This is a genomic window from Lelliottia sp. EB106-05-01-XG201 (assembly GCF_058791735.1).
Map to the genome: position 1 here is coordinate 59,111 of NZ_JBYTDV010000002.1, position 19,309 is coordinate 78,419.

21 protein-coding genes are annotated in these 19,309 nt (G+C 55.2%); all 21 read left to right on the plus strand.

Annotated features, from left to right (window positions below; all coding sequences use genetic code 11):
• Position 1: 1 nt before the first annotated feature.
• Positions 2 to 742, plus strand: coding sequence for a type-F conjugative transfer system secretin TraK (gene traK / locus AC3WS9_RS22875; protein WP_194514412.1), 741 nt, complete (start codon positions 2 to 4; stop codon positions 740 to 742).
• The gene (gene traB, locus AC3WS9_RS22880; protein WP_100776896.1) at positions 739 to 2,139 is read left to right on the plus strand and encodes an F-type conjugal transfer pilus assembly protein TraB; all 1,401 of its coding nucleotides are present in this window, start codon (positions 739 to 741) and stop codon (positions 2,137 to 2,139) included. The genes traK and traB overlap by 4 nt, the downstream gene beginning before the upstream one ends.
• Before the next feature lie 13 nt (positions 2,140 to 2,152).
• The gene (locus tag AC3WS9_RS22885; RefSeq protein ID WP_492490434.1) at positions 2,153 to 2,524 is read left to right on the plus strand and encodes a hypothetical protein; all 372 of its coding nucleotides are present in this window, start codon (positions 2,153 to 2,155) and stop codon (positions 2,522 to 2,524) included.
• Positions 2,525 to 2,576: 52 nt separating this feature from the next.
• Entirely contained in the window at positions 2,577 to 3,134 is a 558-nt protein-coding gene (gene traV, locus AC3WS9_RS22890) for a type IV conjugative transfer system lipoprotein TraV (protein WP_370968051.1), read from the plus strand.
• Positions 3,131 to 5,731 carry a type IV secretion system protein TraC gene (gene traC, locus AC3WS9_RS22895; protein ID WP_492490435.1) on the plus strand — a complete coding sequence of 867 codons (2,601 nt, stop codon included), beginning with the start codon at positions 3,131 to 3,133 and terminating at the stop codon, positions 5,729 to 5,731. The genes traV and traC overlap by 4 nt, the downstream gene beginning before the upstream one ends.
• On the plus strand, positions 5,728 to 6,141 hold the full coding sequence (gene trbI / locus AC3WS9_RS22900) for a type-F conjugative transfer system protein TrbI (protein WP_492490436.1): 414 nt from the start codon (positions 5,728 to 5,730) through the stop codon (positions 6,139 to 6,141). Before traC ends, trbI begins: the two co-directional genes overlap by 4 nt.
• The gene (traW, locus tag AC3WS9_RS22905) at positions 6,138 to 6,773 is read left to right on the plus strand and encodes a type-F conjugative transfer system protein TraW (protein WP_194514419.1); all 636 of its coding nucleotides are present in this window, start codon (positions 6,138 to 6,140) and stop codon (positions 6,771 to 6,773) included. Before trbI ends, traW begins: the two co-directional genes overlap by 4 nt.
• Positions 6,770 to 7,069 carry a hypothetical protein gene (locus AC3WS9_RS22910; RefSeq protein ID WP_100776902.1) on the plus strand — a complete coding sequence of 100 codons (300 nt, stop codon included), beginning with the start codon at positions 6,770 to 6,772 and terminating at the stop codon, positions 7,067 to 7,069. The genes traW and AC3WS9_RS22910 overlap by 4 nt, the downstream gene beginning before the upstream one ends.
• Positions 7,060 to 8,100, plus strand: coding sequence for a hypothetical protein (locus AC3WS9_RS22915; protein ID WP_492490438.1), 1,041 nt, complete (start codon positions 7,060 to 7,062; stop codon positions 8,098 to 8,100). The genes AC3WS9_RS22910 and AC3WS9_RS22915 overlap by 10 nt, the downstream gene beginning before the upstream one ends.
• Positions 8,101 to 8,201: 101 nt before the next feature.
• Positions 8,202 to 8,423 (plus strand): hypothetical protein, encoded by a 222-nt coding sequence (locus AC3WS9_RS22920; RefSeq protein WP_492490440.1) that lies wholly within the window; start codon positions 8,202 to 8,204, stop codon positions 8,421 to 8,423.
• A 56-nt stretch (positions 8,424 to 8,479) separates the two neighbouring features.
• Entirely contained in the window at positions 8,480 to 8,803 is a 324-nt protein-coding gene (locus tag AC3WS9_RS22925) for a hypothetical protein (protein ID WP_492490441.1), read from the plus strand.
• On the plus strand, positions 8,800 to 9,804 hold the full coding sequence (gene traU / locus AC3WS9_RS22930; RefSeq protein ID WP_492490442.1) for a conjugal transfer pilus assembly protein TraU: 1,005 nt from the start codon (positions 8,800 to 8,802) through the stop codon (positions 9,802 to 9,804). The genes AC3WS9_RS22925 and traU overlap by 4 nt, the downstream gene beginning before the upstream one ends.
• Before the next feature lie 10 nt (positions 9,805 to 9,814).
• Positions 9,815 to 10,435, plus strand: coding sequence for a type-F conjugative transfer system pilin assembly protein TrbC (gene trbC, locus AC3WS9_RS22935; RefSeq protein WP_194514422.1), 621 nt, complete (start codon positions 9,815 to 9,817; stop codon positions 10,433 to 10,435).
• Positions 10,432 to 12,288 (plus strand): type-F conjugative transfer system mating-pair stabilization protein TraN, encoded by a 1,857-nt coding sequence (gene traN, locus AC3WS9_RS22940; protein ID WP_492490444.1) that lies wholly within the window; start codon positions 10,432 to 10,434, stop codon positions 12,286 to 12,288. The genes trbC and traN overlap by 4 nt, the downstream gene beginning before the upstream one ends.
• Positions 12,285 to 13,070: a type-F conjugative transfer system pilin assembly protein TraF gene (traF, locus tag AC3WS9_RS22945; RefSeq protein ID WP_492490446.1), complete on the plus strand. Its 786-nt coding sequence runs from the start codon at positions 12,285 to 12,287 to the stop codon at positions 13,068 to 13,070. Before traN ends, traF begins: the two co-directional genes overlap by 4 nt.
• Before the next feature lie 9 nt (positions 13,071 to 13,079).
• Positions 13,080 to 13,550: a hypothetical protein gene (locus tag AC3WS9_RS22950; protein ID WP_492490447.1), complete on the plus strand. Its 471-nt coding sequence runs from the start codon at positions 13,080 to 13,082 to the stop codon at positions 13,548 to 13,550.
• Positions 13,540 to 13,758: a hypothetical protein gene (locus AC3WS9_RS22955; protein ID WP_100776909.1), complete on the plus strand. Its 219-nt coding sequence runs from the start codon at positions 13,540 to 13,542 to the stop codon at positions 13,756 to 13,758. The genes AC3WS9_RS22950 and AC3WS9_RS22955 overlap by 11 nt, the downstream gene beginning before the upstream one ends.
• Complete coding sequence (locus AC3WS9_RS22960) at positions 13,748 to 14,350, plus strand: type-F conjugative transfer system pilin assembly thiol-disulfide isomerase TrbB (protein ID WP_492490449.1); 603 nt, start codon at positions 13,748 to 13,750, stop codon at positions 14,348 to 14,350. Before AC3WS9_RS22955 ends, AC3WS9_RS22960 begins: the two co-directional genes overlap by 11 nt.
• Positions 14,351 to 14,367: 17 nt before the next feature.
• Positions 14,368 to 14,637, plus strand: coding sequence for a hypothetical protein (locus tag AC3WS9_RS22965; protein ID WP_100776911.1), 270 nt, complete (start codon positions 14,368 to 14,370; stop codon positions 14,635 to 14,637).
• Positions 14,630 to 15,994 (plus strand): conjugal transfer pilus assembly protein TraH, encoded by a 1,365-nt coding sequence (gene traH / locus AC3WS9_RS22970; RefSeq protein WP_100776912.1) that lies wholly within the window; start codon positions 14,630 to 14,632, stop codon positions 15,992 to 15,994. Before AC3WS9_RS22965 ends, traH begins: the two co-directional genes overlap by 8 nt.
• Complete coding sequence (traG, locus tag AC3WS9_RS22975; protein ID WP_492490452.1) at positions 15,994 to 19,308, plus strand: conjugal transfer mating-pair stabilization protein TraG; 3,315 nt, start codon at positions 15,994 to 15,996, stop codon at positions 19,306 to 19,308. Before traH ends, traG begins: the two co-directional genes overlap by 1 nt.
• Position 19,309: the final 1 nt, after the last annotated feature.

The window sequence follows — 19,309 nt, forward strand, 5'->3', positions numbered from 1 at the left end:
CATGAAACTTCGCATTTCACCGGCAGCTGCTGCTGTGTTACTGGCATCGGGAATCTTTACCAGCGGCCTTCGGGCCGCTACCGCACCCGCCGCCATCCCCTTTGAGAACGACGCCGCCTTTAATGTCACACTCAGCAATAACAACCCAAGTAAGGTTGTTGTGGACGGGGAACTCATTACCAGCATCAGCGGGCCAGCCGGAGCCTACGACCAGAGCACCACCGATGACGGCGCATTGATTCTTTCGCCGCTTGTCGCTCAAAACTTCACGCTGTTTATCCAGACCGACCACGGCTCATCACTGAGCCTCAACGTCAGGCCGCAACCTGGCAACGGAAAAACCCTGCGCTTTACCCCCATGTCGCCGCCACTGCGTAAGAATGATGACGCAAAAGCATGGGAAGAAGGGCAGACCTACGAAAAAACGCTGGTCTCATTATCCCGCGCCGTCGTGAACGGTCAGGTCCCGGACGACTATGTGGAGTACCCCGTCAGCCGTATGACTGCGTATACGCCATCCACAACTGTTCGACTTTCGCCAGAGCGTCAGTTTGTCGGCAATCACCTGCGTATCGTTCGTTTTCGCATGACCAACCCTGGCAGCATTACCCAGAACCTGCGTGAGCGTGACTTCTGGCAGAAAGGTGTCAGGGCCGTCATGCTCTCACAGCATCAGCTCTACTCTGGCGGTGAGGCGTATGCCTGGATTGTCTTCTCAGATGACGGAGTGCCGCGCTCATGAGTCTGAATGAAAATCTCAAAACTCGCCGCACCCAGCTGGCTGTGCTGGTCGCCGTGCTCACTATCGGAGCCGCCACCGCCGGCGGCGTAGTGTGGTACGGCAACCACCAGGAGCAGCAAAAACATCCTGTATCTGCTGCCGCGCCAAACATGACCGGTGTCGTTACTGCCTCCTTTAATGAGCAGGTCAACGACGCCGCACTGGCACAGCAACAGGCCAAAACCTCAGCCCTTGAGCAACAGTACGCCACCCTTGCTCAACTGGTGACGCAGAACAAACTCACCACCGATCAGAAGCTGGCCGAGAAGGACGCTGAAATTCTGCGTCTGACTGACCAGCTCACCAAAGCCCCCGGCAGCAACGCACCTGCTGGCCAGCAGACACCACCTGCAGGTCAGAACGGAACACCACTCCCTGGTCCCGTTGCTGCCGGTCAGGCCCGACCGCCGGAATACTCCGTCACCCCCAACACACCGGCCGCCACTGGTGTCAACATGGGGCAGGGCGCAGGATTTTATCCGGGCGGCTCAGGCCAGCGACTGGCTGGCGGGTTGACGACCACAAAGTTCAGCTACGACAGCCTTAAAAAGAAGCCCACTAAACTGCCCTGGATACCCTCCGGGTCTTTCTCTGACGCCATCATGATTGAAGGTGCTGACGCCAACGCCAGCGTCACGGGGCAGCAGAATAGCCAGCCGGTGACCATCCGACTCCTGGGCAATATTCAGATGCCCAATAACAAGGAATACAGTGCTGACGGCTGTTTTGTTGTGGGTGAAATCTGGGGCGATATCTCCAGTGAAAGGGGCGTCGTCCGGACGAAGTCAATCAGCTGCGTGCTCAAGAACGGAAAGCATGTGGATATGGAGTTTGACGGTCACGTCAGCTATCAGGGCAAAGGAGGGGTTCGCGGCAAGCCGGTTATGCGTAACGGCATGATTGTCGGCTACGCCGGTGCAGCCGGTCTCCTGTCCGGTTTTGGTGAGGGCATTAAGTCTGCCGCCACACCGTCAGTGGGACTCGGAGCCACAGCAGATGTGGGTGCCGGGGATGTGTTTAAACAGGGTCTGGGAGGTGGGGCAAGCAAAGCCGCTGATACACTGAGCCAGTACTGGATTAAGCGCGCCGAGCAGTACCACCCTGTGATTGATATCGGGGCGGGTAACCAGGTGACCGTTGTGTTCCAGAAGGGCTTCCGTCTTGAAACGCTGGAAGATGCCGAGGAGCAGAAAGCAAAAGAGGCTGTTCAGAACGCGGGTAACGCTGCCCAGAACGTTGTTGCTCCGCAACCTGCCAGTCAGACCACCACATCCAGCACCTCCTCAGTCGGCAACATTAACCCTGATGATGTGCTTCGTCAGGCCAGTCAGTTGCGTCTCGGCGATACCATCAACTGAAACAGGAGCCTTTATGGCAATGAGTACCCTGTATAAGCGAGTTAAAGCAGCATCGAAGTCACTTCTTATATTTATGTTACGTCAAGACAGATACTGGAAAGGTGTGATGCTAGTGTCACTCATTATCTACATCCTGCTTACCATTAACGTGGTGATTTATCGAAGCAGAATCACTGCGCTAGTGTCACACCAGCTATCAGCAGACCGCATTTCCGCATTACAGGCTCTGTCCAGCATGAGCAGTAATCTCCAGCTTCTGCAAATAGCCGGGTATGTGGCAGGGGGAGTCAGCTTGCTTGCGCTTTTATGGGGCACCCCTTCAATGTATTTCTCCAGCCACGTAAAACAGCGTCTGCTGTCCGCTCAGTCAGACATTAACTCTTGATCGAAGCCTTTCTCTAACTCCCCATTACGTTATTTCTAACTGGAGCCATCCCATGAAACACCTTCTGGGTGCTGCACTACTGTGCAGCGCGTTGACCGGCTGCGCCGGTCTCAATTCTGATTTCGACTGCAACAAGACCGCTACCGACCAGTGTCTGACGACCGGTGAGGCAAATAAACTGGCCGCCCAGGGTAAAAGCCTGGATGACCTGACAGCCGATAAATCATCAAAAAAGCCTGCGGGTGAAACCCTGCCGGCACTGCGTAACACCGCGCCGGTTATCAACCCGCAGCGTCCTGTTTCTGTCGCAGCAACCGGAACCTCTGTCGCTAAACCCATCGCTCCGCGTCCGCTGGCCACAGCACCGGCTGGCCCTGCAACTGTGACAGCAACATCGCCAGTAACCACAGGTCACATCGCGCCAGTAACGCCGGTTAATACTGCTGGCCGCGTGCCGGTTCAGCGTATTCCTGATGCGACACAGCGCCTGTGGATCGCACCCTGGGTCGATACGGACGACAACTTCCATCAGCCCGCCGTGGTGGAATTTGTGAAAAATAAATCCCACTGGGATGAAAGCTATCGCGTCATAGGGGAGGGGGGAGAATGAGTATTCTCGACAGCCTGATGGGGCTTTTGAATAACCGTAAGCGTGAGGATGGTGCCGCGACAGCGCGCACCAATCTGGAACAGACATGGGGCTATCCGTCGATCGTCGCCTCTCTGCCTTATCGCTATTACGACGAAACCAACGAGCTTTTTGTGAATGCCGGCAGCGCAGGTTTCATTCTGGAGGCGGCTCCACTACCGGGCGCGAATGAGCAGGTTATCGCCGCACTTGATGACATGCTGCGTAAGAAGCTGCCGCGCAAAACGCCGGTCAGCGTCATTATGCTGGCCAGTAAATGTGTCGGGGAGCGTATTTCACGCGGCGTCAGCGCGGATATGTGGAAAGGTGATATGGCCGATCACCTGAATAAAATCACCCGCGCGTTCTGGCAGCGCTCAGCGCTGAAGGGGCTGGCTAACGAGCGCGAGTATCCTTTGTATCTGCGTAACTACCGCATTTTTATTGTGTACGGTAAACCCGCGAAGCGCTTTAGCCAGCAGGTGATGGACGACCTGGTGCAGGTTCGCAATACCATTCGCGTGTCACTGGGCGCGGCCCGCATCGAGACCATGAACACCGATGTGAATGCCTTCCTCTCTGTCATGCGTGAAATGATGAACTACCGCCAGGAGCAAGTGATGACTTCAAGCGGAGACTACAACGAAGACGAGAAGCTTAATCGCCAGGTTGTTGATCCGGGTATTGATATCAGGGTACGGCCTTCTCATATTCGCGTGGAACTGCCGGAAAGCATCGAACCCGGAGGAAACCGACTGCCGGCCTCTGTTTGCCGTGTCATCAATATGCAGCTCAGTAAAAGCCCCAAACGCTTCGCGCTATGGCAGGGTGCCGACAACCTACAGAACCTGCGATTCCCTGACCTCGGTATTCCCTGTCCGTTTATGCTCACCTGGACCACTGAGCTGGAGGAACAGACCGCCACGCAAAACGAAGCCCTGCGTAAGGACATGGATCTGTCCAAAAAAGCCAACTCCGCGTATGGCCAGTTATTCCCCGGCACGAAGCGCCAGGCTGAAGAATGGCGACGTAACCGCGAACAGCTGGCCAACAATGAGATCGCCTTCTGCCGAATGTCCCTCAACCTGACCCTGTTCACCCCGGACAACAACACCGACGCCCAGTCCTGTGAACTGGCGGCCGTTAACGTGTTCCGTAAGAACGAACTGGAGATGGTGACGGTGCAGTACCAGCAAATGCGTAACTGGCTGAGCTGCTTCCCGTTTGTGATGCAGGAAGGGATGTGGGAGGACATGAAAATGACCGGTGCCACGCTGCGCGGTAAATCATGGAACGCTGTCAATCTGATGCCGGTGGTTGCAGAACGTCAGCTGTCGCATGTGGGGATGCCGCTGCCGACCTACCGTAATCAGGTCGCTTTTTTCGACATGTTCGGGGAGGAAAACGGCAGCACCAACTTCAATATCGCGGTCACCGGGACCTCTGGTGCGGGCAAATCCTTTCTGACGCAGGGGATTCTGCGCGACGTACTGAATGCGGGCGGGTTTGCCTGGGTTATCGACATGGGCGACAGCTACAAGAACTACTGCCTGCAAGCGGGCGGGGTGTACCTGGACGGTGCGAAGCTGCGCTTTAACCCGTTTGCCAACGTGAAAGATATCAAGCAATCCGCCGAAGGGATTGTGCGTCTGCTGACGGTGCTGGCGAGTCCGACTGAACCGCTTGATGGTGTCTGTGAAGCCATCCTGCAAAAAGCGGTCATGGACGCGTGGGAGAAAAAACAACGCGGGGCGCGTATCGATGATGTGTACAACTACCTGACAAGCGAGGATGTGAATCAGGCCTTTGCCGACAAGCCGACTATCATCTCCCGCCTGGCAGAGCTTGCCATGCTGCTGGAAACCTACTGCACCTGGGGGCCTGACGGGGAATACTTCAACGCCGACAACCCGACGCTTGATGGTGACACCCGCTTCGCTGTGCTGGAGCTGCTGAGCCTCGAAGACAAACCGAAGCTGCTCTCATCCATCCTGTTCTCGCTGATCCTGGCCATTCAGGAAAAGATGTACCACAGCCCGCGCGACCTGAAGAAAGTCTGCATTATCGACGAAGCCTGGCGACTGCTCGGCGGCTCAAACCCGCACGCTGCGCGATTTATCGAGACCGGCTACCGTACTGTACGTCGCCACCGTGGGGCCTTTATCACCATCACCCAGGGCATTAAAGATTTCGGGGCCAGTAAGGAAGCCGAAGCGGCCTGGAACAACAGCTCCACCAAAATCACTCTCCTGCAGGATGCGAGAGCCTTCAAACAGTACCTGGCCGATAACCCGGATCAGTTCTCGGATATGGAAAAAGAGGTTATCCGTGGCTTCCAGCCCGCACTGCAGACCGGCTACAGCTCCCTGCTTATCAGCGCCGGTGAGTTCAGCTCCTTCCACCGCTTGTTTGTCGACCCCGTCACGCGCGCCATGTTCAGTTCGCGTGGTGAGGACTTCGCCTTTATGCAGAATGCGCAAAAAGCCGGAGCCACAGCGGAGGAGGCGGCTTACCTGCTGGCCGAGAAGAAGTCGGGTGATGAACTGCGCGAACTTGAAGAATGGGTGAAAGCCGCATGAGTGATAACAAGCAAAAGCCGTATGACGACGAAACCGGCCGGGACGGTGTGATGATGGCGGGCAGGACATCCCGCTGGATGAAAGCCGGGTTTCTCGGTCTGGCTGGGCTGCTACTTATGACCGGGGTGGCATATGTGACGACCAAAGCGGTCACGCCGACGGTGGTGGTCTTCGATATGAAGGGCACGATTGACCTTTTCCAGCAACAGTCGGCCCAGTTGAATCTTAATGAAGAGAAAGCAAAGGTGCTGACTTCACGATTCAACACCGCCCTGACTGACAGTCTCAATGAATGGCAGAACTCACACCATGCCGTCATCCTGGTCAAACCGGCCGTGATAAGTCCGGAAACGGACATTACGGAAACTATCCGCAGTGATATCGCCCGTCGTATTCAGGAGGCTCAATGAGAACACGACTGCAGCTGACGGCGCTGATGTGCCTGATAGTCTCGGCAGGCAGTGGCGCAAAAGACCTGGGTACGTGGGGCAATGTCTTCGAACCCGCCGAGCAGGACATGCTGGTCTTCATTCAGAACCGACTCAAAGGCATGGAGCAGTCCGGCGAGCTTGACCGGCTGAAGAACGAGGCGACGGAGCGGGTGAAACGCAATGCCGTGCGACCGAAGCCGGTCGAGGGGCTGACGGTAGCGAAAGACTATCGATCGTTTGCGTTTGATCCGACCTTCACGGTGCAGGAAACCATCACTGATATGAAAGGCAACATCATCGCCCTTAAGGGCGATCAGGTGAACCCGCTGGATAAAGTGCCGTTCAGTCAGGTGCTGTACTTCATTGACGGTGACGATAAGGCGCAAATCGCCTGGACCCGACAGCAGATTGCCGGCGAGACAAACTTCAAGGTGATTCTGGTCAACGGCAACATCAAGGACGCCAGCGACGCCCTGGATGAGCGGATCTACTTCGACCAGTCCGGAGTCCTTACCCGCAAATTTGGTTTCGCACATACGCCGGCGCGGATCTCGCGTGACGGACGGGTGCTGAAAGTGGAAGAAATCCCTGCTACCGGAGTAAAACAATGACGACAGCCACATTAGGGGATCTGTTTCCCGAGATGCGTTGCGCGGCACCGACGCCGGTGACGCCGCGAAAAACATCCTCCAGACCTGACCGTAAAAAAGGGACGGCGGCGACACTGAAGGAGCTGTATCCGGAAATTGAATCCTGGCATCCGGTCTTTGCGACCCAGGCCTGGTTTCACTGGCGGCGTGAGAACAACCTGGCGCTGTCTGAGCCGGTCTCACGTGATGAGCGGTTTATGGATTACCTGGCAGCACTTATCCAGAAAGCAATGGTGGAGTCGGGACAATGGCAATAGTCGAGTGCATCAGCAGTAACGGAAGCCTGAAAGGCATGCTGACGTGCCTGCAGACGGGGGAAAGTCTCAGTGGCCTCGCCTTTGTGGCGCTGGGGCTATGTTTGTGGATTGTCGCGCAACTCAGTGTGGAGCGAGGCCAGAAGAAAGCGGCTGCTCGTGAAATGAAATACGATCTGCCCGTGTCAGTCCCGTCCGTGTTTGGCAGTCCGGCGCACGCTGAAGCGGTGTACCGGTCTGCGAACCAGGACTATTACCAGCTCATGCTGGCTGAGATGGAAAAAGCCCTGTTTGCGCAGGGATACGAACTGACTCGCGACCGCCTGCAGCAGGTTGTGGCTGATGGTGAGACGCAGCGCACTGTGGCCAGAGCGGTGTACATCGCACGTGAGCGCTATCTGGCCCCGAATCAGCCTGAGCATGAGCTGGCTGAAAAAGCCACGATGGCGTCCAGCGATGGATATTGTGCCCGGTGGTTGTCGCTGCTGATAACAGGCAGTGAACGGCAGGGCTGGTATATCACACGCCGTCATGAGGGCGACGCAGAAGAGCTGACAGACTGGCAAAAAAGAATGTGGCCCGTCAGGCAGGTGGTCATCGTCGTAACCTCAAAGAGTTCAGTCATCACCCGCGACCTGGTACGGGGTCTGAACGAGGCGGTGGAAAGGGTGAGTTACACACCGTTTCCTGATAACGGCAATGCGCTCAGCCTCTTTACTGTACCGGTCACTTTTCCGGGTCTCCAGGTGACACTTGAGCGACAGCTGTGTCGCACACCGCCGGGTTTCTTTCCGGAAGGTGCTGGCCGAAACGTACCGGAGGAACTGGCAAGGAGCATTAAGGTACCGCAGGACGGCGAAAAGCGGGTTGTGGCGGTCTTCGCGCAGATAACGTCCCTTCACTCAACAGAGCTCTTAGTCCGCTATCTGCATGCTGCTGCTGAACGCATTTCCTCCGGTGAGCAGCATGCTGCTGACTACGATGATGACAGCGGTTATGCCTTTATCGTCACTCGCTCCCTTAAATCTCACTGAATCAACCGCCTGCCATTCAGGATGTTCGGTGCTCACTGCGTTGCGCTCCGCCTCAGCCTGAATCACTCAGCGGTTCGGATTAATGACTACAAGGTAACGCCATGAAAAAAGACCCTGATGGTGAAAAGGGCCGGAACGTCATCATTTCAGCCGTTCGCCATGACGAAGGCTCAGCATCACGTCTGGATGACATTCTTAAGGAAAACCCCCTGTACTACCCTTCTGTTGTGCTACGGGCCGGCATTCTGGCCCTGCACGAAATGACCTGTGAACAACGTATGGCGCTGGTTATCAAAGCCGCACTGCCTTCCGACAAAGACTGACCTTTCTTTAAGCCCTCCCGCCCGTCCGGTGGCTGCGGCTCACCCGGAGATATCCCATGACACACCCTGAAACTATCAGGCCGGTGGCGGTTACGCGTGACCGAAACGGCTTCTGGACCCACCCGCACTACTTTCAGCCAGCCGACGATGAAGCCACTCCGGCAGAATTTGGCAACTGGTTGCACCAACACCGACTGACCTGCGCCACGCGCTGGATGGAAAATGATGCCCCCACTTATGTCATTACGGCCTGGGAACACGGGTTCACCTGCATCAGCGAATGGGAACCCTCGCTACCGTCAGGCAGTGGCTGGTTTATTGGCTCCATACACGACACGGAAGACGGCCCGGTCTGTGTCTGGTTACGGGAGGCGCAATGACATTCAGAGCCAGTTTGACCGCTCTGTTGCTGGCCGCAGTGTGCTGGACAGCATCATTAACCTCTGCATCAGCCGCTGCGTCTAACGCGGGCGCCGGGCGCTGGGTGAATCCAATATCGGATGTCTGCTGGAAATGTCTTTTTCCAATGTCAGTCGGCAGCGTCAAACTGGCATCGGGTCCACAACCGGACACCAGTAACCCGTCCATGCCCATCCAGATTTGCTCTTACGGTGTTCTGTACCGCATGGGACTGGCGATTGGTTACTGGGAACCGACCGCGATGACGGATGTGACCCGGGAACCCGGTGTGATGGTGAATATGGGCGGTTTCAAAATTGATCTGGGTCGAACCGGAACGGGGACGGCGGGACAAAGTGATCGCCCGGCAGCGGGGGCCTTCTACCATGTGCACTGGTACAAATACCCGCTGATTTCCTGGCTCAGCATTATGACCAGCACCGGCTGTTTTCAGGGCGGGGATATGGATATCGCCTATATGTCAGAAGTTGATCCTCTCTGGAATGACAGTACGCTCTCGATGCTGATTAACCCGGAGGCGGCGCTCTTCGGCAACCTGATTGCACAGGCCGCGTGTGCGGCGGACGCCGTGGCCAGTACAGCAGGCGTTCCCCTTTCCCCTTTGTTCTGGTGCGCCGGCAGTCAGGGCAGCATGTATCCGTTCACGGGCTATACCAGCGGTGAGTTCTCGCCTCTCGAATCGTCGCTTCTGGTCAGCGAGCGAATGGCGTTCAAGCTGCACCGTGAAGGTCTGGTAATGAACACAGTCGGTGCCGATTACGCCGTCTGTTATCAGTACCCGTCACCGATTGTGCCGAAAGAGCGATGGCGCTATCAGATGGTGAACATGTATCCCGAAACCAACAGCTGTCACGCGTTCGGGGCCAGTACCCAGACCTGGGGCACACCCCATAACTCCCCGCAGTCAAAGAAAAACTTCGGCTATCTGCTCTGGCGCAAACGTAACTGCGTCTATTCGTGAGGTCAGACAAATGAATACAACATTATATCGGGCGCTGATCCTCAGCGTTCTGGTCACCTGTGCCTCGCAGGCACTGGCCAGCGAACAAACCAGCGTCTCTGCAAGCGACAGGGACTGGATGAAGCAACAGCAGCAATCAATGAACACGCTGAAACAGAGTCTCCAGGGACAGGCTTTGCCACTGCCTGCAGAGCAACAGGCGCTCATCAGCCGGCTTCAGGGGGACATTGCCAGCCAGCAGGCAGCGCGTGAAAGCGGAGAAAAACGCACGTTTCCCGCCATGTATTTTGTCAGTCTGGGCCTGCCGCGCGAAGGCCTGTTACCGATGCTCAAAGAGGCTAACCGTTACGGTGTGCCGGCCACGTTGCGGGGGCTGGTTAATAACGATCTCCGTCAGACCGCATCGGCCATGTTTGAGCTGGCCAAAGAGGATAAAAATATCGGGGTGCAAATTGATCCCACGCTCTACACCGAATACCACATCACCACCATCCCCGCCCTGGTGGTGACCTGTCCTGGGCGCTTCGATGTTATTCGCGGCAGTCTTCCGCTCAAACAGGCGCTGGAGAAAGTGGCCGAAAAAGGCGACTGCGCTGCCACGGCGAAGCAGATTCTGGAGGCAGCACAATGAAACGACTGATCCTTGCTTCACTACTGATAACTCCGCTTTGTGCCATGTCAGCCGATCCAGCTTTCAATGCCGGGGCCAGTTTTGGCAAAGAAAATGCCGGGGCCGGTACCGGGAGCCTGAAAAACCCGGGGGCTGTGACAGGCTCCATTCCTGGTTATACCGCTAATCCGCCGGAGAAAGGTTACTACGGTGGCGTTCAGGGGGGCGATGGCGGTCTGGCCAATAAGGGGCAGGCAGCGCTGCAGGGAAGCAATGCAGGGCAGGCAGTTATCAGTTCGGGAAATACCAACCCGATACCCACGATTGATCCTAACGCGCCATTTATCACCATCGGTAAAAATGCGGAGGCGGGTTCAGAAGGGGTGCTGGCGGGTACGGCGCAACAATGCACTGAAACAACCGTCAGTAAGACCACGTTTGAGAATTTCCAGTGTGATAAAGATGTGGCCTCCGTGGAGGCGTGTACCCGAACGGCCACCGCCGGGGGGCGCTCCACGACAACGACGGTGCAGAAAACCTTCACGCTGACTGCTGCTGATGCCACTTTCGATCATGGTGGCGGTTCGTCATTCAATATCACTTTTAACGCACCGGCTACAGGCCCTGTTATCAGTGCCCATTTCTACTGGGGCGATCATGAAGTCAATGTAGGCAAACTGGTCTGGTGGGGGCTTAACAAGACACTGAAAGGCAAAAGCTATGACTGGCCTCTGCCCGGCGCGCCAGGTTATCAGTTGATGGAAGGGACAGCGATGCCCGTCGGGACCTATACCAGCACCGGGTGTACCAGCGGTAACAAAGATCGCTGTGAGAAACATGCCCGTGAGCAGATTGCTGATTTTAAATCCGGAGCTTCAAGCCTCACATTGGTTGTGGTGATGAACGCGGTTGAGACGACGTTTGTCCCTGAAGTCACCTGGACAACCTCCTGTGGCCTGGACATGTCCAAAGCCAAAAAAACAACCTCTACCTGCACCACCCCTGGCGGTGACAAAACGGTTGTCAGCAATGGCCAGAGCTATCAGGTGCACAGCGACTGCTGGCAATACACCGATAACTATGTGGTGCCCTCCAGCTCGACCGGTAACTGCGGAACGCTGATGACAAATCCGAAGTGCACGGCTTCAGCATCTAAATGCGTGGAGACGACGGACGGTCAGTGTACGCACATGAACTACACATATCAGTGCCAGACCACTTATCAGTCAGGTGGTCTGGTGTGTGGTGGGGATTACATCTGTAAAACCGGTGACTGTGATGCGACCAATGGAGCCGGCAACAGCGGTTTCGATGTGGCGGTGGCCAAACTTGCCGGACTGGCCTCTGCAGCTGATGACGTTAAAGAAGATCAAAGCCAGATTGATATAAAAGCCTTCACCGGCAAGGCAATGAGTTGTCGAAAGGCGTTCGCGGGATTCTCTAACTGTTGCAAGGATTCGGGATGGGGGCAGGATTCTGGTCTGGCTGCCTGCAACTCTGACGAAATGGCCATCGGTAAGGCTAAGGCGAAAAAAATCACGGTGACGATCGGTGAACGCTGTGACAAACAAGTGCTCGGGGCGTGCATCCAGAAAAGCCAGGTTTACTGCGTCTTTGACGGAAAGCTCGCACGCATCATTCAGGAGCAGGGCCGTCGCGACCAGCTGGGGGTGAAGTTCGGCAGCGGTGACAGTCCAAACTGCCGTGGAATTACTGTGGCGGAACTGCAGAGTATCGACTTCGACAAAATCAACTTCGCGGATTTCTACGACGATCTGATGAAGAATCAGAAAATCCCCGATACCGCTGCTCAGGTGAAGCTCATCAAAGACCGTATTGCTGCCCAGGTGAATCAGCAGGGAGGCAATAAATGAAAAGACTGTTATGCGGTCTGTTGATGACCGCTGCCAGTCTGCAGGCCCTCGCGGAGGAGATCATTACCCCCACAGACCCGTTCACTGGCTGGTCCTGGTACAACGAACCGAAGACACCGCCTGAGCACAAAACGAAGCCGCAGCCACCTGCACCCCCGCAGACTATTCCTGATCTTAGTAAAATGTCCGCGCTTGAGCAGGCAAAGGTTCTGAAGGGATACACGATGGAGGCGCTTAACCGCGCCATCCTGTATCCGACGCGTGAAAACACGGCAACATTCCTGCGCTGGCAAAAGTTCTGGACCGACAGGGGCTCGATGTTCAGTCAGTCCTTCGCGGCCGCGCAGCTAAGCCACCCGGACCTCGACTACAACCTGGAATATCCGCACTACAACAGTATGGCGCCGTTTGTGCAGACGCGTGATCAGCAGACGCAGCAAAGCGCGGTAGCCCAACTCTCTCAGCAGTACGGACTGTTCTACTTCTACCGTGGCAGCGATCCGATTGATGTGCAGATGGCGGGTGTGGTGGCCGACTTTGCCAAAACCAACGGTATACCACTTATCCCCGTCTCGGTAGACGGGCAGGTGGCCGCCACACTGCCGCAAAGCCGTCCTGATACCGGTCAGTCCCGATCGATGAATATTACGCACTACCCGGCACTGTTCCTGGTTGACCCGAAAAGCCAGAACTACCGCGCGCTGTCCTACGGCTTCATGACCCAGGATGACCTGGCGAAGCGATTCCTGAACGTGGCCACCGGCTTCAAACCCAACTCTTAAGGTTTACTCATGAATATCCGACTGTTTCGTTATATCCGAAATATGGTGCGTCTGGCCTCATATTCTTTAGTTCTTGGTCCTGCCCTGATGCTGTATTCCCTGGTAGTGGTTATCGCGCTGGATGATTCGCTGTCGCAGCAGTTTCTGAATGAGGCACGACGTCTGACTGATGGCGCTCCAGCCGGGAAAGTGATGCAGTGCATCGAACATAACGCCCCGCCTTTGCAACCCCAGATATCCAGATCTGAAGAAGACGTTACCCCGCTCCCGTATAACGTGCCGGTTTTATCCAACTGTCATTTAGAACTTGTTGATAGCTCCCTCTGGACACGGACAACGGATGCCGTTCTGTTCAATTTCTGGGTGATGGCCGTGCTGCTTGGCGCGTTGACAGGCTTCCTCGCTCACCTGAATCAACGTGGCACTACAACGCCTCCGGGACTTGCTGTGCTTGAAAAGGAAAAACAGAATGAACACTAATTTTCTCGCAGGACTTATTTTCTGGGGCACGATCGCACTCGTATTGAGCGAGCTGATGACGGTGTCTGTCAGCGGGACACAGACTGGCCTGGTGTGGCTGAGCTATACCCTCTGGGCTGTCGCGGGTGTGATGGTTATTCGTGCCGGTATTCTTGCTTTGCGGGAACGTCGCGCAAAACGCAGCGGGGTTGTCAGTCATGAAATGTAAAACCGCATTAACCGCTTTGCTATGTCTGCTCCCCGTGATGGCCAGTGCCGGTGTCCGAGAAGAACTGCTGGCACTGGAAGCCACTAAAACCGGCACTGTCTCCTCACTGACGCAGGTTGCCACTCCGGTAGCTCCCCCTCCCAGCCTGATGCAGCTGCCGGACGGTCGTCGGGCTGATATGAAGGATTATGCAGTAGTGCTGTTTATGCAGGCACACTGTGAGTACAGCGCGAAGTTCGATCCGCTGCTCAAAGGCTGGGCCGATCAGCACAATATTCGTGTTTATCCCTACACCCTGGACGGGGGCGGCGATGTGTCTTATCCCCACCCGCTGGTTCCGCGCAAGATTGACCCGGCCGCGCCGATTGCTGATGAGATTGTCACCTTCTTTGGTAACGGTTTGCCGATAGCCACACCGACGGCATTTGTTGTGAACGTCAACACCCTGAAAGCGTACCCGCTTACGCAGGGGGTAATGGAGATTGCGACGCTCGAGAGTCGCTGGGCCAGCCTGATTCAGGCAGACATGGATAATATCGATCCGAAAACACTGCCACCAATGCCTGCCAGCACGCAGGTCACTCTTCAGTAATACAACCGGACTACAAAATGACTACATATACGTATGCGTTGTCGCGTACCGAGCGCGTGTGGCTGCTGTTTAGCGTGACGTTACTGGTGTCAGCGGCTTTCTACGGCACGCTCGCTTCACGAATCGTCAGGGCGCTTTCACGTCCAGAACTGACGACATACCTGCAGGACTTCCCCGTGTTGCTTCTGATCTCATTGAGCGGCGGATTTATTGTTTCTGCCACTGGCCACTACGCGTTGCGTATATCACTACAGAAAACACAGGACGTGGAGGTCCGGCATGGTTAAGTCACTGATAACTGCCGCCGGTATTTTCCTGGCGGGGCTGGCCGCACTGCCTGCTCAGGCCGATGTGAATGGTGACCTGAACGGTTTCTTCGGCAGCCTCGGATACAGCGGCAACGTTTCCCAGGCGCAGGCCTGGCAGGGACAGGCGGCCGGCTACTTCTCAGGTGGGTCGGTATATCTGCGTAATCCCGTCAAAAATGTTCAGCTGATCTCGATGCAGCTTCCTTCACTGAATGCCGGATGCGGTGGAATCGACTCCTATCTGGGGGCATTCAGCATGATCAGCGGTGAGGAAATTCAGCGCTTTGTGAAGCAAATCATGAGCAACGCCGCCGGCTATGCCTTTGACCTTGCCCTGCAGACGATGGTCCCTGAGCTGAAACAGGCAAAAGACTTCCTGCAGAAGCTGGCCAGTGACGTGAACAGCATGAACATGAGTTCGTGTCAGGCGGCTCAAGGCATTATCGGCGGGTTGTGGCCCGTGACTCAGGTGTCACAGCAGAAAATCTGTCAGGACATTGCCGGTGAAACCAACATGTTTGCGGACTGGGCGGCATCCCGGCAGGGCTGCACCGTAGGGGGCAAGAGCGACACGGTCACCAACAAAGCAAGCGATGACCAGAAAGATCAGGTGCTGAAGAACAAAAACCTTATCTGGGACACGCTCAGTAAGAACGGACTGCTAGCAAATGATCGTGCACTGAAAGAGCTAGTGATGAGTACCGTGGGCTCCATTATCTTCAACAAGTCAGGTGACGTCACCATTCTGACGCCGCTGGTCGACAACCGGGACCTGATCAAGGTGCTGATGCGGGGCGGAACGGCGAAGGTATACGGCTGCGACGAGGCGACGCTGTGCCTGGGACCGACCGTTAAAGACCTGACTATCACCGAGTCGAATGGTCTGGTCACGCTCGTTAAGAACCTGATGCTTTCGATGCAGAACAAGCTGGTTGATGACAAGGCGCTGACCGATCAGGAAAAAGGATTTGTGAACACAACATCCGTACCGGTACTGAAGTATCTGACCAATGCCCAGAGCATGGGGATGAGCGCGACCTACCTGCTGCAGGTGGCGGACTTTATTGCCCAGGACCTGATGATTCAGTATCTGCAGGAGCTGGTTAAGCAGGCCAGTCTGTCTCTCGCCGGCAAAAATTTTCCTGAAGAAGCGGCCGCCAAACTGCGTGATAACGTCATTCATGCGCAGGGGCTGCTGGCTGACATGAAGCTGCAGTCGGCAGCGGACCAAAATGCACTCGACGGGATTGACCGCAATATGCAGTACCTGCAACAGCAGGTATCCACCATCGTTTCAGGCTCGTATCAGAGCAACTACCACTGGAGTGATCGCTGATGCTTGAGATCTACACAATCTATGGTGGAGGGATGTGGAAAACGGCGCTGGACGCCGTTGTCACCCTCATCGGTTCAAATTCGTTCAGCACGTTGATGCGTATGGCTGGCACCTTTGCAGTGCTGGCCGTCGTGCTGACCTTCATTAAACAACGCAACCCGATGGTGTTTGTGCAGTGGCTGGCCATTTTCATGCTGGTCACTACTATCCTCGTGGTGCCAAAACGTTCCGTGCAGGTGATCGATATCTCCGACCCTGCTGCAGTCTGGAAAACGGATAATGTTCCGGTGGGGCTGGCGGCGATCGCGTCACTCACGACCAGTATCGGGTACAAAATGACGTCGCTGTACGACTCTCTCATGGCGCGGCCAGACTCGGTGACCTACAGCAAAACCGGAATGCTTTTCGGTTCACAGATTGTGGCGGAGACGAGCGACTTCACCACGCAGAACCCGGAGCTGGCACAGATGCTACCGGACTACGTTGAAAACTGCGTTATTGGCGACATTCTGCTGAATGGCAAGTACACCATTAACCAGTTGCTCAATTCCACTGACCCGCTGACGTTGATCACCAGCAACCCGAGTCCACTCCGGGGCATTTTTAAAATGACCTCAACTTCACGTCAGTTTCTGACGTGCCAGCAGGCGGCAACAGAAATAAAAACGCTGGCGACAACGGATGCCAGCCCTGGTAGCGCCACTTTTACCTGGCTGACCCGTAAGGTGTTCGGCAACAAGCTGAACGGAGCCAGTCTCCTGTCCAGTGCCATGGGCGAGAGTTATGGTTACTTCTATGCCGGGGGGATGACGGCTGCGCAGATCATGAAGAACAACATCACCAACAGCGCGGTGCGTCAGGGCATTAAAGGTTTTGCCGCGCGTTCTTCAGATACCGCTAACCTGCTGAACCTCGCCACGGAAAATGCTGCGACCAAACAGCGACTCAGCTGGGCGGCAGGTAATGAACTGGCCACCCGGACACTGCCGTTTGCGCAGTCGCTGCTGATGCTGATTTTGGTGTGTTTGTTCCCGCTGATGATTGCACTTGCGGCTTCAAACCACAGTATGTTTGGGCTGAATACCCTGAAGATCTACATTGGGGGATTCATCTATTTCCAGATGTGGCCGATTATGTTTGCCATTCTGAACTATGCCTCAAACTACTGGCTGCTGTCCCAGACAGGGGGCACACCACTGGTACTCGCAAATAAAAACATCGTCGCACTACAGCATTCTGATGTGGCCAACCTTGCCGGATATCTGGCGCTGTCGATACCGGTATTGTCTTTCTATCTCACCAAAGGGGCATCCGCGATCGGCTCTCAGGTTGCCGGCAGTGTACTCAGTTCGGCGGCATTTACCTCGGCCGGTGTTTCCGCGACAACCGCAGACGGCAACTGGTCGTTCAATAACATGTCGATGGACAACCTCAGTCAGAACAAAATGGACAGCAATCTTGTGCAACGCCAGGGGCAGCAGACATGGCAGGCGGATAACGGTTCGACACAGACCCAGACAGCCGGTGGCCACACCGTCATCGACGGCTCCGGTGCGATGTCGAATTTGCCGGTGAACATGAAGCTCAGCCAGCTGGCCAGTAGTGGATTCCAGGAATCTGCACGTCAGTCGCAGGTACAGGCGCAGACGGCTCTGGATGGATACAACCACAGTGTGACGAGCGGCTGGTCACAGCTCTCGCAACTCTCTAATCAGACGGGTACCAGCGACAGCCTGAGCAAGGGGAGTGAAAATAGCCAGGCCACCAACGCGACGCGCGGCGCCAGCATGATGATGTCGGCAGCGGAGAGTTATGCGAAAGCAAATAATATCTCTACGCAGGAGGCTTATAACTCCTTAATGGACATCAGTAATCAGGGCTCGATGAGTGCAGGTGTCAAGACTACTGGGGGAGTGGGCATTAATCTCGGCGTGGTTAAAGCAGGGGCGGAAGGCAGTCTGGCCACCGATCTTCGTCATTCGACAGGAAGCTCGCGCGGTACTCAGAATTCTGATTCACATACCCAGGACATGCGGCACGATAAGAACAGTCAGGCAGTTAATGATTTCCGTCAGGGGATGGATATGGTTACCAGCAGTCGTGTGACGGATGGTTCAAACCATACAGAGAATGCAGCAACCAGCAACGTGCAGCAGTTTGCGGCGACCCTGAATGATGCCCAAAGTCAGTATCATCAGTACACAACCAGCTCAACGAACAGCAACGAATTTAGCCGTATGGCGACGCTGGCGCAGAATGAAAGCGCAAGCCTCGATACCAACTATACGCAGGAGTTTGTTGACTGGGCGGGCAACAAGTACGGTGATAAAGCTCAGGCAATGTTAACCAGCGCGCCTAGTGCCCGTGAAGCTGCAATGGAGTTTGTGAACGAACGCCTGAAACCAGAAATTACGGGTGACTATCAGCAAGGCCGTTCTGATTTATCAAGTGGAGCCGAACACGAAGCTTTTAGCGGCAAGCATATTGTCCAGCCATCAACAGTTTCACGGGAACAGGACATGGACGTAAATCGCCCTACCGGTTCTGGCTCTTCCGATGTGAGTTCATCCGGATCGCCTTATGAAATTCAATCCGGAGGGACATATCAGGGAAATCGTCAGTCTACGGTTGACGGAATACAACGTGGCGCACCAACTGGCCACCATGATAGTGAGACTGTTACTGGTGAAGGTAACCTGCTGGAAGGGACTTCTGGGACATCTCAAGTATCGGGAGCTTCTCGAGTTAGTGACGCTGGCCAGGTATCAGGAGCCTCCCGTGTTAGTGATGGTGGTCATCGCGAAAACCATCAGGTAAATAGTGCTGATGACTATTCGGGACAATATCCGCAAGTGAATTCCAGCCATCGTAGTAACAATCACGTCTCTGGGGCGGAAAGGGGTGGAAATGAAGTGGGTAATAATCTGAGCGAGTCAGCCGGTGGAGTTCTGGGGGGGCGTGTTTCAGGCAATGAAATGCAAAACGCTCATAAGGAAAATCAGGAAAAACTGCAGCAGCAATCAGGTCAGAATTTTGGTCCACAAAATGAGATACAGCGTCGGGCTGCGGAACAAAGATCTGAAAATGAGCGTAATATCAATGAATCTGCTAGTGAAATTGGGAAAAAACAATCCACTGTTCAGGCATCCAGTGATATTCTTAAAGGAGAAGATTCAAGCGCGCAAGGGAAATTCCAGCGTGGTCGGGCAGAAGCAGAACTTGATCAGTCAAGTAAGTTAAATCCGTTTAATGACCTTCATCAAGATGAGATAAATAACAGGCTTAATGAACTAAGGAAGAAAGCGGGAGGTTGAT

Excerpts from the sequence above, each read along its gene's own strand:
- trbI (WP_492490436.1), top strand. The coding sequence starts at position 5,728 with ATGAGTGATAACAAGCAAAAGCCGTATGACGACGAAACCGGCCGGGAC.
- traU (WP_492490442.1), top strand. The coding sequence starts at position 8,800 with ATGACATTCAGAGCCAGTTTGACCGCTCTGTTGCTGGCCGCAGTGTGC.
- AC3WS9_RS22910 (WP_100776902.1), top strand. The coding sequence starts at position 6,770 with ATGACGACAGCCACATTAGGGGATCTGTTTCCCGAGATGCGTTGCGCG.
- traB (WP_100776896.1), top strand. The coding sequence starts at position 739 with ATGAGTCTGAATGAAAATCTCAAAACTCGCCGCACCCAGCTGGCTGTG.
- traN (WP_492490444.1), top strand. The coding sequence starts at position 10,432 with ATGAAACGACTGATCCTTGCTTCACTACTGATAACTCCGCTTTGTGCC.
- AC3WS9_RS22965 (WP_100776911.1), top strand. The coding sequence starts at position 14,368 with ATGACTACATATACGTATGCGTTGTCGCGTACCGAGCGCGTGTGGCTG.
- AC3WS9_RS22915 (WP_492490438.1), top strand. The coding sequence starts at position 7,060 with ATGGCAATAGTCGAGTGCATCAGCAGTAACGGAAGCCTGAAAGGCATG.
- AC3WS9_RS22955 (WP_100776909.1), top strand. The coding sequence starts at position 13,540 with ATGAACACTAATTTTCTCGCAGGACTTATTTTCTGGGGCACGATCGCA.
- AC3WS9_RS22960 (WP_492490449.1), top strand. The coding sequence starts at position 13,748 with ATGAAATGTAAAACCGCATTAACCGCTTTGCTATGTCTGCTCCCCGTG.
- traW (WP_194514419.1), top strand. The coding sequence starts at position 6,138 with ATGAGAACACGACTGCAGCTGACGGCGCTGATGTGCCTGATAGTCTCG.
- AC3WS9_RS22925 (WP_492490441.1), top strand. The coding sequence starts at position 8,480 with ATGACACACCCTGAAACTATCAGGCCGGTGGCGGTTACGCGTGACCGA.
- traC (WP_492490435.1), top strand. The coding sequence starts at position 3,131 with ATGAGTATTCTCGACAGCCTGATGGGGCTTTTGAATAACCGTAAGCGT.
- AC3WS9_RS22950 (WP_492490447.1), top strand. The coding sequence starts at position 13,080 with ATGAATATCCGACTGTTTCGTTATATCCGAAATATGGTGCGTCTGGCC.
- AC3WS9_RS22920 (WP_492490440.1), top strand. The coding sequence starts at position 8,202 with ATGAAAAAAGACCCTGATGGTGAAAAGGGCCGGAACGTCATCATTTCA.
- traF (WP_492490446.1), top strand. The coding sequence starts at position 12,285 with ATGAAAAGACTGTTATGCGGTCTGTTGATGACCGCTGCCAGTCTGCAG.
- traH (WP_100776912.1), top strand. The coding sequence starts at position 14,630 with ATGGTTAAGTCACTGATAACTGCCGCCGGTATTTTCCTGGCGGGGCTG.
- trbC (WP_194514422.1), top strand. The coding sequence starts at position 9,815 with ATGAATACAACATTATATCGGGCGCTGATCCTCAGCGTTCTGGTCACC.
- traK (WP_194514412.1), top strand. The coding sequence starts at position 2 with ATGAAACTTCGCATTTCACCGGCAGCTGCTGCTGTGTTACTGGCATCG.
- AC3WS9_RS22885 (WP_492490434.1), top strand. The coding sequence starts at position 2,153 with ATGGCAATGAGTACCCTGTATAAGCGAGTTAAAGCAGCATCGAAGTCA.
- traG (WP_492490452.1), top strand. The coding sequence starts at position 15,994 with ATGCTTGAGATCTACACAATCTATGGTGGAGGGATGTGGAAAACGGCG.
- traV (WP_370968051.1), top strand. The coding sequence starts at position 2,577 with ATGAAACACCTTCTGGGTGCTGCACTACTGTGCAGCGCGTTGACCGGC.